Raw genomic sequence first — 12,874 nt, forward strand, 5'->3', positions numbered from 1 at the left:
CGGGCATGGACGACACAGACCACCAACTCATCTCCCTGCTGCGGGACAATGCCCGGGCCTCGGTCGCATCATTGGCCAAGGTCCTGCGTGTGTCGCGGGGCACGGTGCAGAACCGCCTGGGCAAGCTCGAAGCCGACGGCACCATTGTGGGCTACACCGCCCGGCTCAGGCCGCAGGTCGAGGCCCACCAAATTCGTGCGCTGATGACCGTGGCAGTGCAAGGCAACCGCATCGACCACGTGCTCAGTGCGCTACGCGGCGACCCGGCCGTGAGTGCGCTGCACACCACCAATGGCCGGTGGGACATCGTGGCCGAGTTGCGCGCCGACAGCCTGGAGGCCTTTGACCGCGTGCTTGGCCGCATCCGCTTGCTCGAAGGCATTGCCAACACCGAAACCAGCCTGCTGCTGTCAACCAGCAAGCTATAGCGCTTGCTGCAAAACACTGCGGCCATCCCCAGAAGCTAAACTTCAGGGCATGAACCTGGCCCCAGCCCAACTGTCCGAGCATCTCAAGCGGGGACTCAAAAGTCTCTACACCCTGCATGGCGACGAGCCCTTGCTGGTGCAGGAGTTTGCCGATACCTTGCGCACGGCGGCGCGCCTTCAGGGCTACACCGAACGAACGGTGCATACGGTGGCCGGGGCGCATTTTGACTGGAGCGAGGTGCTGGCCAGCGGCGGCTCGCTGAGCCTGTTTGCCGACAAGCAGATTGTTGAAATCCGCATTCCCAGCGGCAAGCCCGGCAAGGACGGTTCAGCGGCGCTGCAGCAGCTGGCAGAACGAGCCCAGGGCGATGACTCCACGCTGACGCTGGTCATGCTGCCCAAGCTGGACAGCATGATGACCAAGGGGGCGTGGTTTGGCGCACTCGACAGCTTTGGCGTCACCGTCAAGTTCGACCCGATTGACCGCCGCGCCTTGCCGCAGTGGATTGCACAGCGCCTGCAACTGCAGGGCCAGCGCGTGGCCGCGGGTGAAGAGGGCCAGCGCACGCTGCAGTTTTTTGCCGACCGGGTCGAGGGCAACCTGCTGGCCGCGCATCAGGAAATCCAGAAGCTGGGGCTGTTGTATCCCTCCGGCGCAGACGACGCGTCCGCAGTGCTCAGTTTCGACCAGGTTGAAAACGCCGTGCTCAATGTGGCGCGCTATGACGTGTTCAAATTGTCGGAGGCCGTGCTCGGCGGCCAGGCGCTGCGCGTGGCGCGCATGCTGGACGGCCTGAAATCCGAAGGCGTGTCCGAAGTGCTGGTGCACTGGGCACTGGCCGAAGACATCCGCAGCATGAAGCGCGTGAAGGACGCTCTTCAAGCGGGCCGGCCGATGCCGATGGCGCTGCGCGAAAACCGCGTCTGGGGCATTAAGGAAAAACTGTTTGAGAGGGTGCTGCCCGGTATTCCCGACACCACTCTGGCCAACCTGCTGCATGCGGCGCACAAAGTGGACGGCATCGTCAAGGGTCTGAAGCAGCCCGACTGGCCGCTGGACGGCTGGCAGGCGCTGCACCGCCTTGCCGGGATGGTATGCGAGCAGTGCGCTGCGCCGTCGCGATTGCCGCGGGTAACGGCGGGCGGCGCAAGAGGCTAGCGGCATGGCGCAGACTGCTTCCCTGTCCAGCAAACTCATCCGCATCGGCGTCGGCCTGTTGATCGTCGCGTTGGCCTCCATAGGGCTGACCTTGTGGGTGACCTGGCAGCTTGAAGGAGGCGCTGCGGCCGTCAACGAAGCCGGGCGCATGCGCATGCAGACGTGGCGGCTGGCCAGCTCGGTGCAGGCGGGCGTGGCGCATGCCGAACTTCAAGGCCTCGTGGCCCGCTTCGATGAGAGCCTGGCCGTGTTGCGGGCCGGTGACCCGTCGCGGCCGCTGTTCGTGCCCTGGGACAAAAAGGTTGACGAGCGCTTTGCCGTTGTTGAGTCGCTGTGGAGTGAGCAGCGCCCGCACTGGCTGGCCGAGCCGCCGCCGCCGACGCAGTCCTCGCTGCAGGCGGCTGGCGAGTTTGTTGACGCCATAGACCGCCTCGTCCTCGTGATCGAGCAGCATCTGTCCCGGCTAACCGCGATCCTGAACCTGTTCCAGTTCGTGATGATGGCGCTCGCCATCGGCGGTGCAGTGGTCATGCTCTACACCGGCTACCAGTATGTGATCAACCCCCTCGCGCAGCTGCGGCAGGGGCTGCGCAAGGTGGAGTCCGGGGATTTTGCGACCCGCATCGAGGTAGACACGCAGGATGAGTTTGGCCAGGTGGCGGCCAGTTTCAATCACATGGCTGCGACTTTGCAGTCGCTCTACGAAGGCCTGGAATCCAAGGTCGAGGCCAAGACGCGGCGCATCGAGGCGCAGCGCGCGAGGCTTGAGGCGCTTTACGAAGTGAGCGCCTTTCTGGCCCAGGCCAACAGCATCAACGAACTGGCGCGCGGTTTTGCCCAGCGCGTGCGAACCCTCATGAAGGCTGATGCGGCGGCGGTGCGTTGGTCCGATGAAGCCAGCCAGCGCTATTTGATGCTGGCTTCGGACTGTTTCCCACAAGACCTGGTTGAGGAGGAGCGAAGCCTGCTGACTGGGGCCTGCGCCTGCGGCAACCTGCGGCCGGATGCCCGTACGCGCGTGATCCCAATCCTGAGTCATGACGAAGCGCCGGTGCGCCATTGCGCCCGGGCGGGGTACGAAAGCGTGGTCAGCGTGCCGATCCGGCTACAGCAGCGACTGCTGGGCGAGTTCAACCTGTTCTTCCGCTCTACCGTCATGCTGAGCGCGGACGAAACTGAACTGCTGGATGCGCTGGCCAGTCATCTGGCCAGCGCCCTGGAGGGCTTGCGCGCCGCTGCCCTGGAACGTGAAGCCGCCGTCGCCGAGGAGCGTGCCCTGCTGGCGCGCGAACTGCACGACTCGATTGCGCAGTCGCTGGCCTTTCTCAAGATCCAGGTGCAATTGCTGCGGGCCGCCGTCCAGCGGGGCCAGGCGCCACACGTACAGACGGCACTCGACGAACTGGACACCGGGCTGCGCGAGAGCATCAGCGACGTTCGCGAGCTGCTGGTGCATTTCCGCACACGCACCAACACCGACGACATCGAGCAGGCGCTGCAGGAAACGCTGCAGAAGTTCCGGCATCAGACAGGCTTGCCGACGCGGCTGCAGGTCCAGGGCCATGGCCTGCCGCTTCCATCCGACGTGCAGGTGCAGGTGCTGCATGTGGTGCAGGAGGCGCTCTCCAACGTGCGCAAGCACGCCGGGGCCACACAGGTCGATCTTGAGGTGGTCAAGGGGGCGCGCTGGCGCTTTGCGGTGCGCGACAATGGCGTCGGCTTCGACACGAGTCACGGCCATGGCGAATCTCATGTGGGCATGAAAATTATGCGGGAGCGTGCCGGGCGCGTCGGCGCCGAGGTGGGGGTCGTATCCAGGCCGGGTCAGGGAACGACGGTCACGCTGACCTTGCCGCCGCACCCGGTGACGGGCGGTGGCGTGGCAACGACCGGTCTGGAGCTCGCGCCCCTCGCCGAACCAGCGCACGGCGCCTGAGGAAAAAAAGATGAAACCGATTCGACTGCTGGTGGTTGACGACCACACCCTGTTTCGTCGGGGACTGATCGCACTGCTTTCGCTGGACGAGCGTTTCGACGTGGCCGACCAGGCAGGCGACATCGGCGAAGCGCTGCGCTGCGTGGAGCGCGACAGGCCGGACCTGATCCTGCTGGACAACCATCTGCCGGGGGTTCTGGGGGTGGATGGGATCGCCACGCTGAAGGAAGCGGCCCCGGGCACTCGCATCCTGATGCTGACCGTTAGCGAGAACGAGGACGATCTGGCTGCGGCGCTGCAGGCCGGTGCCGACGGTTATTTGCTGAAAACCGTGGAATTGGACCATCTGTCCGAGTTCATCGTCAAGGTCCTCGCCGGGGAGTCGGTGGTCAGCCCGGAAATGATGACCAAGCTGGTGACCGCCTTCCGCTCCAAGGCCCAGCCCGCGCTTCCGGTCGAGACCGCCGCGATTGAGGCAGTAAGCGCGGGCGTTGAGCCGATGCCCCGCGACATTGCCGGCATCGATCTGCTGTCCGCCCGCGAGCGCGAAGTCCTGGCGCTGATCGCGCAGGGCGACAGCAACAAGCTGATTGCGCGAAAGCTCGACATCGCCGAAACGACGGTCAAGATCCACGTCCAGCACATCCTGCGCAAGCTGCAACTGACCTCGCGCGTGCAGGCTGCTGTTTACGCGGCTGGCCGGGAACCGGGTTGACCCGAATCAACAGGGCGTGCGGGCCTCCTTTCGGGTGTCGGGTGATGTTGCGCTAGCCCAACCTACATCATTCCTTTTTTGATAGCTGCTCACGCCTGTTGATAAAGGGCTACAGCCTTATTTTACCTAAAAACTTGCCCGTGATGCCGGTGTGGCATGGCCGCCTCCATCCCTCCCAAGAGCTAGGGGGTAAAACCGGGTGCAAGATCACCAAGGGAGCGATTTTTCAGTACTTTTACGCCGTGCTTCATGATCCGTGTACCGTAAGAAGTACGCGCTCAAGCTCAAGCGGGAAGTCCCGCGCATTCCGTTCTACGCTGACTTCCGGGAATGAGCCGACTGGGGCGCGGCGCGCATCGAGCCGACTGGAGGCACCGTCGCGCTCGAGAAGATTGACGCCTAACGCTCCTCCGACTACAAGGAAACTATGAAGGTCGTTGGTGCCATGAAGGTGGTCAGCCGCTAACCTGACCGCTGACAGGCTTTGCCGCGAACGCCAATGTCGGGTTACGCTGCGCTAACCCGACTTACGGAGCTCTGTTTTTTATAGCAACTTATGCGTGTCGTTCATGCGTTACAGGCCTGAAAAGCTTAAATTTCAGATCCAGAACCCGCCTCCCAAGCACGATCAGGGGCATGGCATCCCCGAATCGTGAAATTAGTGTCATTTTGACTCGGGCATAGTTCTTTGGAACTATGACGGCCGGATCACCATAGTTCCTTTTGACGTTCTTTCACGTTCCAAAGGGGGATAGTCAAAGCCCCGAGAAAACCCGACAGTCATGCCATGTCTCCTGGAGAAAAAAACATGACCTCTGAACTGAGCAATTCAAGAAAGGCCTGGTCGGTGCTGATTGTCAGCACGCTGGCGTTCACGGTCTGCTTCATGGTCTGGATGATGTTCGGCGTCATCGGCATCCCGATCAAGAAGATGCTCAACCTCAACGCCACGCAGTTCGGCGTGCTGACGGCCATGCCGGTGCTGACGGGTTCCCTGATCCGCGTCCCGCTGGGCATCTGGACCGACAAGTACGGCGGGCGCATCGTCATGGCCGTCTTGATGGCCATCACGGTGCCGGCGATCTGGCTCATGAGCTACGCCACCGCGTATTGGCATTTCATCGTGATCGGCCTGTTTGTCGGTCTGGCCGGCGGTTCGTTTTCGGTGGGAACGCCCTACGTGGCCCGCTGGTTTCCCAAGAAGCGCCAAGGCATGGCCATGGGTGTGTTCGGTGCCGGAAATTCGGGCGCGGCGGTGAATAAATTCGTGGCGCCGGTACTGCTGGTGGCCTTCGGATGGGCCATGGTGCCGCGGGTGTATGCGGCCATCATGCTCGGCGCGCTGGTGCTGTTCTGGTTGTTTAGCCACAGCGATCCGACGCACCTGGTGCCCAGCAACGTCAAGTTCAGTGACCAGCTCAAGGCCTTGAAAGACCCCAAGGTACTCAAGTACTGCCAGTACTACAGCATTGTGTTCGGCGGTTATGTGGCTCTGTCGCTGTGGATGGTTCAGTACTACGTGGGTGAGTACGGTCTGGACATTCGTCTTGCGGCGTTGCTTGCAGCCTGCTTCTCGCTGCCAGGCGGCGTGTTGCGCGCCGTCGGCGGCGTGCTTTCCGACAAGTACGGTGCACACAGCATGACCTGGTGGGTGTTGTGGGTGAGCTGGATCTGCCTGTTCCTGTTGTCGTACCCGCAGATGGACTTTTCCATCGTGACCGCCAACGGCCCGACCACTTTTCACGTCGGCCTGAACGTCTACATGTTCACTGCATTGATGGCCGTCCTGGGTGTGGCCTTTGCTTTTGGCAAAGCCAGCGTCTTCAAGTACATCAGCGACGACTATTCCCACAACATCGGCACTGTTAGCGGCATCGTCGGGCTGGCAGGCGGCATGGGCGGCTTCATGATGCCGATCATGTTCGGCGTGCTGATGGACCTCACGGGTATCCGTTCCAGCGCCTTCATGCTCATGTATGGCGTGGTCTGGGTGTCCCTGATCTGGATGTACTGGACCGAAGTGCGCCGCACTGAAGTCATGGGCAGGAACGCGGCTGACGCGCAGTCCTGAGACTGAACTCTTTTCGAAAGAACTCTCATGAACACAAAAAACCCTTCCAGCGTCGACATCACCGACTGGCGTCCCGAGGACGAGCAGTTCTGGGAAAGCACCGGCAAGCGCCTTGCCTACCGCAACCTCTGGATTTCCGTGCCCAGCCTGCTGTGCGGCTTTGCCATCTGGGGCATGTGGGGCATCATCACCGTCCAGATGCTCAACCTGGGCTTTCCGTTCAGCCAGGCCGAGCTGTTCACGCTTACCGCCATTTCGGGCCTGGCCGGCGCCACCATGCGCATTCCGGCCTCGTTCCTCATTCGCCTGGCGGGCGGCCGCAACACCATTTTCCTGACGACCGCCATGCTGCTGGCACCGGCCATAGGCACGGGCATTGTGCTTCAGCACAAGGACTGGCCGCTGTGGACGTTCCAGTTGATGGCGTTGTGGTCGGGCGTGGGCGGCGGCAACTTCGCCAGTTCCATGTCCAATATCACCACCTTCTTCCCCAAGCGCCTGCAGGGTACGGCGCTGGGCATCAACGCGGGTCTGGGCAACCTCGGCGTGACGACTATGCAGATTGTCATTCCGCTCGTGATGACGATGAGCCTCTTCGGCAACTTCGGCGGCGAGCCGATGACGCTGGTGAAGGACAGCGGCTGGATTTTCGGCAAGATCGCCGCTGGCACGCCCACCTGGATCCAGAACGCCGGCCTTGCCTGGCTGCTGTCGCTGGTGCCGCTGTCCATCATCTGCTTTTTCGGCATGAACAACCTGATCACGGTGTCTCCCGCCATTGGCGGCACGATCCCCGCTTTCCTCAAGATAACCTGGCTGTACACGCTGTCTTTCGTGCCAACCTTTGCCGGGCTGTACCTCTATCTGCCCAAGCCCACCGGCCTCGGCTTGTTGAACATGTGGGTTGCCATGCCGTTGATTGTGATCAGCATGCTGCTGCTGATGAAGCTGACGGCTTTCGGCACGATGAAGGAAGGTATTGCCAAGCAGTTCGCCATTTTTCGCAACAAGCACACCTGGGCGCTCACGCTGCTGTACATGGTCACGTTCGGCTCATTCATCGGCTTTTCGATGGCGTTGCCGCTGGCGATCACGGTGATCTTCGGTGTCAGCCATGTGCCTGATGCCGCGGGTGTCATGCAGCACACGCTGAAGAACCCGAATGCACCGTCGGCCCTGACCTATGCCTGGATAGGCCCGTTCGTCGGCGCGCTGATCCGGCCCGTGGGCGGCTGGATATCGGACAAGGTCGGCGGCTCCATCGTGACGCAGATAATTTCCGCCGTCATGGTTGTGGCCTCCGCAGCCGTGGGCTACGTCATGCTGCTGGCCTACAAGTCGGCCACACCCGAGCAGTACTTTCTGATGTTCATGCTGCTGTTTGTGCTGCTGTTCGCCGCCAGCGGCATTGGCAACGGATCGACTTTCCGCACCATCGGCGTCATTTTCGACCGCCAGCAGGCCGGCCCGGTGCTGGGCTGGACCTCGGCCATTGCCGCCTACGGCGCCTTCATCGCACCGGTGGTGATTGGTGCGCAGATCAAGGCTGGAACGCCTGAGATCGCGATGTATGGCTTTGCCATTTTCTATGCCTTGTGCCTGGTGCTGAACTGGTGGTTCTACCTGCGCCGTGGTGCCGAGATCAAAAATCCTTGACGCGCTGTTCAACTCGCTTTTACCGTATTACCGGAGAATCAAATGAGTCATTTTCTCGATCGACTAAGCCACTTTTCCAGCCCGAGGGAATCGTTTTCTGGCGATCACGGCGTCACCACGGCTGAAGACCGCACCTGGGAAGATGCCTACCGCAACCGCTGGGCCCACGACAAGATCGTGCGCAGTACGCACGGTGTGAACTGCACCGGTTCATGCTCGTGGAAGATTTATGTCAAGGGCGGAATCGTGACCTGGGAGACTCAGCAGACCGATTACCCGCGGACGCGCTGGGACATGCCCAACCACGAGCCACGCGGCTGCGCGCGTGGCGCGAGCTACAGCTGGTATCTGTACAGCGCTAACCGCGTCAAGTACCCGATGATCCGTGCGCGCCTGCTCAAGCACTGGCGTGAAGCGCGCCTGACGCTGGCACCGGTCGAAGCTTGGGCCGCCGTGGTTCAGGACGACGCCAAGCGGCGCGACTACCAGAGCGTGCGCGGCCTGGGCGGCTTCGTGCGCTCGACCTGGGACGAGGTCAACGAGATCATCGCTGCGTCCAATGTGTACACCATCAAACAGCACGGTGCCGACCGCATCATCGGCTTCTCGCCGATTCCGGCGATGTCGATGGTCAGTTACGCCTCTGGTTCACGCTACCTGTCGCTGATTGGCGGCGTGTGCATGAGCTTTTACGACTGGTATTGCGACCTGCCTCCGGCTAGCCCGCAGGTCTGGGGCGAGCAGACCGATGTGCCCGAGTCGGCCGACTGGTACAACTCGAGTTTCATCATCGCCTGGGGCTCGAACGTGCCGCAGACGCGCACGCCTGACGCGCATTTCTTCACCGAGGTGCGTTACAAGGGCACCAAGACCGTGGCCATCACGCCCGACTATTCCGAGGTGGCCAAGCTTTCCGACCTGTGGCTGCATCCGAAGCAGGGCACCGATGCCGCGGTGGCCATGGCGATGGGCCATGTGATCTTGAAGGACTTTTATTTCGGCGGCAACGGCCGGCCGCGCTCAGCCTATTTTGACGACTACGCGCGTCGCTACACCGACCTGCCGATGCTGGTGATGCTGAAAGAGCACCAGCTGGAAAACGGCGAAACCATCATGGTGCCGGACCGCTACGTGCGGGCGTCCGACTTCAACGGCAAACTCGGCCAGGCCAACAATCCGGAGTGGAAAACCGTCGCATTCGATGCGCTCGGCAAGGTCGTGCTGCCGCACGGCGCGATCGGTTTTCGCTGGGGTCCGGACGGCCGCGCCGACGCCGGGCAGTGGAACCTGGAGGCAAAAGAAGCACGCCACGGTGACGAGGTGACGCTCAAGCTGTCGGTGCTCGAAGGCGACGATCCGAGCCAGGACAGCGCCAAGGTGGGTTTTCCGTATTTCGGCGGCATCCATCACGAGCATTTTCCGAACAACGAGCAAGGCGATGTGCTGGTGCGCACGGTGCCGGTGCAGCGCATTTCGCTGGGCAAGGCCGGCGAGGAACGCACGGCCCTGGTGGCCACGGTGTTCGACCTGCAGGCCGCGCAATACGGCATTCCACGCGGCTTGGCCGGTGAACTGGCGGCGGCCGATTTCGACGACAACACACCCTACACGCCGGCTTGGCAGGAGCAGATCACCGGCGTGCCGCGCGACCAGGTGATCACCGTCGCGCGCCAATTCGCCGAAAACGCCGAGAAAACCGAGGGCCGTTCGATGGTCATCATCGGCGCCGGCATGAACCACTGGTACCACAGTGACATGAACTACCGCAGCGTCATCAACATGCTGATGATGTGCGGATGCATCGGCAAGAGTGGCGGTGGCTGGGCGCACTATGTGGGCCAGGAAAAGCTGCGGCCGCAGACCGGCTGGACGCCGCTGGCCTTCGCGCTCGACTGGATCCGCCCACCGCGCCAGATGAACTCGACCAGCTTCTTTTACGCGCACACGAATCAGTGGCGCTACGAGAAGCTCGGTGTTGACGAAGTGCTCTCGCCACTTGCGGACAAAAAGCTCTACGGCGGCAGCATGATCGACTACAACGTGCGCGCCGAGCGTATGGGCTGGCTGCCGAGCGCACCGCAGCTGCAGACCAATCCGATGCAGGTGGTGAAGGACGCGCAGGCCCAGGGCCTGGATGCGAAAGACTATGTGGTCAAGTCGCTCAAGGACGGCTCGCTCAAGCTGAGCTGCGAAGACCCTGACCACCCCGATAACTGGCCGCGCAACATGTTCGTGTGGCGCTCCAATATCATCGGCTCGTCGGGCAAGGGCCATGAATACTTCCTGAAGCACCTGTTGGGGACAAGCAACGGCGTGCAGGGCAAGGACCTGGGCGCCGAAGAAGGCAAGCCCGAGGAAGTGGTCTGGCACGACAAGGCCCCCGAAGGCAAGCTGGACCTGCTGGTCACGCTCGACTTCCGCATGAGCACGACCTGCCTGTATTCCGATATCGTGTTGCCCACCGCGACCTGGTACGAAAAGAACGACCTCAACACCAGCGACATGCATCCCTTCATCCACCCGCTGTCCACCGCCGTGGACCCGGTGTGGCAGTCAAAAAGCGATTGGGAGATCTACAAGGGCTTCGCGAAAAAATTCAGCGAGCTCTGCGACGGCCACCTCGGTGTCGAGCGCGAAATGGTGCTGACGCCGCTGATGCACGACTCACCCGGCGAGTTGGCCCAGCCCTTCGAGGTGAAGGACTGGAAGCGCGGCGAGTGCGAGTTGATTCCCGGCAAGACGGCGCCGCAAATGCAGGTGGTCGAACGCGACTATCCCAACGTCTACAAGCGTTTCACGGCGGTCGGTCCGCTGCTGAATAAAATCGGCAATGGCGGCAAGGGCATTTCGTGGAACACCGAGACTGAAGTGCGGCAGCTCGGCGAGTTGAACGGCCTTGTCACCGAGCCGGGCGTGACCCTGGGCATGCCCCGGATCGACAGCGACATTGATGCCTGCGAGATGGTGCTGCAGCTCGCGCCCGAAACCAACGGCCATGTAGCGGTAAAAGCCTGGAACGCGCTCTCAAAGCAGACGGGGCGCGAGCACGCGCATCTGGCGGTCCACCGCGAAGACGAGAAGATCCGTTTCCGCGACATCCAGGCGCAGCCGCGCAAGATCATCAGCTCGCCAACCTGGAGCGGCATAGAGTCCGAGACCGTCTCGTACAACGCCGGCTACACCAACGTGCATGAATACATTCCTTGGCGCACCCTGACCGGGCGTCAGCAGTTCTACCAGGATCACCCGTGGATGCTGGCCTTCGGCGAGGGCCTGGCCAGCTACCGGCCGCCGGTGAACCTGAAGGCGACGGCAGGCGTGCACGGCATCCGTTCCAACGGCAACTCCGAGATCCTGCTGAACTTCATCACACCGCACCAGAAGTGGGGCATTCACTCGACCTATACCGACAACCTGCTGATGCTCACCCTGAGCCGCGGCGGTCCGATCGTCTGGCTCAGCGAAGACGATGCCAAGCTGATCGGCGTGGAAGACAACGACTGGATCGAGCTGTACAACGTCAACGGCGCGATTGCCGCGCGTGCGGTCGTCAGCCAGCGCGTCAAGCCCGGCATGGTGATGATGTACCACGCGCAGGAAAAGATCGTCAACACGCCGGGCTCGGAGATCACCGGCCAGCGCGGTGGCATTCACAACTCGGTAACCCGCATCGTGCTCAAGCCCACCCACATGATTGGCGGCTACGCGCAGCTGTCCTACGGTTTCAACTATTACGGAACCATAGGCACCAACCGCGACGAATTCGTCGTGGTGCGCAAGATGGACAAGGTTGACTGGCTGGACACGCCAAGCGATGACGAGTACGCCCACGCGGTGCAACAACTGGGAGAAGCAGCATGAAGGTACGCGCGCAAATCGGCATGGTGCTGAACCTGGACAAGTGCATCGGTTGCCACACCTGTTCAGTCACCTGCAAGAACGTCTGGACCAGCCGTCCGGGCATGGAATACGCCTGGTTCAACAACGTCGAGACCAAGCCCGGGATTGGTTACCCCAAGGAGTGGGAAAACCAGGACAAGTGGAACGGCGGCTGGGTTCGCAAGAGCGACGGCTCCATCGAGCCGCGCCAGGGCGGCAAGTGGAAGCTGCTGATGCGCCTGTTCGCCAATCCGAACATGCCGCAGATCGACGACTATTACGAGCCCTTCACCTTCGACTATGACCATTTGCAGTCAGCGCCCGAGATGAAGGCCACGCCGACGGCGCGTCCGCGCAGTCTGATCACCGGCAAGCGCATGGAAAAGATCGAATGGGGCCCGAACTGGGAAGAAATCCTCGGCGGCGAGTTCTCCAAGCGCAGCAAGGACGCCAACCTGGCGAACTTCGAGCAGGTCCAGAAGGACATGGTCGGCCAGTTTGAAAACACCTTCATGATGTATTTGCCGCGCCTGTGCGAGCACTGCCTCAACCCGGCCTGCGTGGCCTCGTGCCCCTCTGGCTCGATCTACAAGCGCGAGGAAGACGGCATCGTGCTGATCGATCAGGACAAGTGTCGCGGCTGGCGCATGTGTGTTTCCGGTTGCCCGTACAAAAAGATTTACTACAACTGGAAGAGCGGCAAGGCCGAGAAGTGCACCTTTTGCTACCCGCGCATCGAGGCTGGCCAGCCCACCGTGTGCAGCGAAACCTGCGTCGGGCGCATCCGTTACCTCGGCGTGGTGCTGTATGACGCCGACCGTATCCAGGAAGCGGCCAGCGTGGAAGACGACAAGGACCTGTACCAGGCCCAGCTCGACATTTTCCTGAACCCGCACGATCCGAAGGTGATCGAGCAGGCTAGAGCTGACGGCATTCCGGAGGCTTGGCTCGAAGGCGCACGCCGCAGCCCGGTCTACAAGATGGCCGTGGAATGGAAAGTGGCATTGCCGCTCCACCCGGAGTACCGCAC

At 62.0% G+C, this 12,874-nt stretch carries 8 protein-coding genes; all 8 read left to right on the plus strand.

All coding sequences use genetic code 11. From position 1 onward, the window contains the following. The first annotated feature begins 5 nt into the window (after positions 1-5). On the plus strand, positions 6-428 hold the full coding sequence (locus B3F77_RS18750) for an Lrp/AsnC family transcriptional regulator (RefSeq protein WP_293606416.1): 423 nt from the start codon (positions 6-8) through the stop codon (positions 426-428). Positions 429-477: 49 nt separating this feature from the next. Beyond that, on the plus strand, positions 478-1,587 hold the full coding sequence (gene holA / locus B3F77_RS18755) for a DNA polymerase III subunit delta (RefSeq protein ID WP_293606417.1): 1,110 nt from the start codon (positions 478-480) through the stop codon (positions 1,585-1,587). A 4-nt stretch (positions 1,588-1,591) separates the two neighbouring features. Next, on the plus strand, positions 1,592-3,523 hold the full coding sequence (locus B3F77_RS18760) for a type IV pili methyl-accepting chemotaxis transducer N-terminal domain-containing protein (RefSeq protein WP_293606418.1): 1,932 nt from the start codon (positions 1,592-1,594) through the stop codon (positions 3,521-3,523). A gap of 10 nt (positions 3,524-3,533) precedes the next feature. Next, positions 3,534-4,238, plus strand: coding sequence for a response regulator (locus tag B3F77_RS18765; protein WP_293606419.1), 705 nt, complete (start codon positions 3,534-3,536; stop codon positions 4,236-4,238). 808 nt (positions 4,239-5,046) lie between these two features. Beyond that, on the plus strand, positions 5,047-6,309 hold the full coding sequence (locus B3F77_RS20825; protein ID WP_349678425.1) for a nitrate/nitrite transporter: 1,263 nt from the start codon (positions 5,047-5,049) through the stop codon (positions 6,307-6,309). 27 nt (positions 6,310-6,336) lie between these two features. After that, positions 6,337-7,965: an MFS transporter gene (locus B3F77_RS20830; protein ID WP_349678426.1), complete on the plus strand. Its 1,629-nt coding sequence runs from the start codon at positions 6,337-6,339 to the stop codon at positions 7,963-7,965. Positions 7,966-8,007: 42 nt separating this feature from the next. After that, entirely contained in the window at positions 8,008-11,826 is a 3,819-nt protein-coding gene (locus B3F77_RS18780) for a nitrate reductase subunit alpha (RefSeq protein ID WP_293606420.1), read from the plus strand. Then, the coding region (gene narH / locus B3F77_RS18785) for a nitrate reductase subunit beta (RefSeq protein WP_293606421.1) at positions 11,823-12,874 on the plus strand (1,052 nt) is incomplete at its 3' end. The genes B3F77_RS18780 and narH, both read left to right, overlap by 4 nt.

The organism is Polaromonas sp. UBA4122 (genome assembly GCA_002381615.1).
Lineage (GTDB): Bacteria > Pseudomonadota > Gammaproteobacteria > Burkholderiales > Burkholderiaceae_C > Polaromonas.

What these genes read in the sequence shown, in the direction of transcription:
- B3F77_RS18750 (WP_293606416.1), top strand. Translation starts at nt 6, where the DNA reads ATGGACGACACAGACCACCAACTCATCTCCCTGCTGCGGGACAATGCC.
- holA (WP_293606417.1), top strand. Translation starts at nt 478, where the DNA reads ATGAACCTGGCCCCAGCCCAACTGTCCGAGCATCTCAAGCGGGGACTC.
- B3F77_RS18760 (WP_293606418.1), top strand. Translation starts at nt 1,592, where the DNA reads ATGGCGCAGACTGCTTCCCTGTCCAGCAAACTCATCCGCATCGGCGTC.
- B3F77_RS18765 (WP_293606419.1), top strand. Translation starts at nt 3,534, where the DNA reads ATGAAACCGATTCGACTGCTGGTGGTTGACGACCACACCCTGTTTCGT.
- B3F77_RS20825 (WP_349678425.1), top strand. Translation starts at nt 5,047, where the DNA reads ATGACCTCTGAACTGAGCAATTCAAGAAAGGCCTGGTCGGTGCTGATT.
- B3F77_RS20830 (WP_349678426.1), top strand. Translation starts at nt 6,337, where the DNA reads ATGAACACAAAAAACCCTTCCAGCGTCGACATCACCGACTGGCGTCCC.
- B3F77_RS18780 (WP_293606420.1), top strand. Translation starts at nt 8,008, where the DNA reads ATGAGTCATTTTCTCGATCGACTAAGCCACTTTTCCAGCCCGAGGGAA.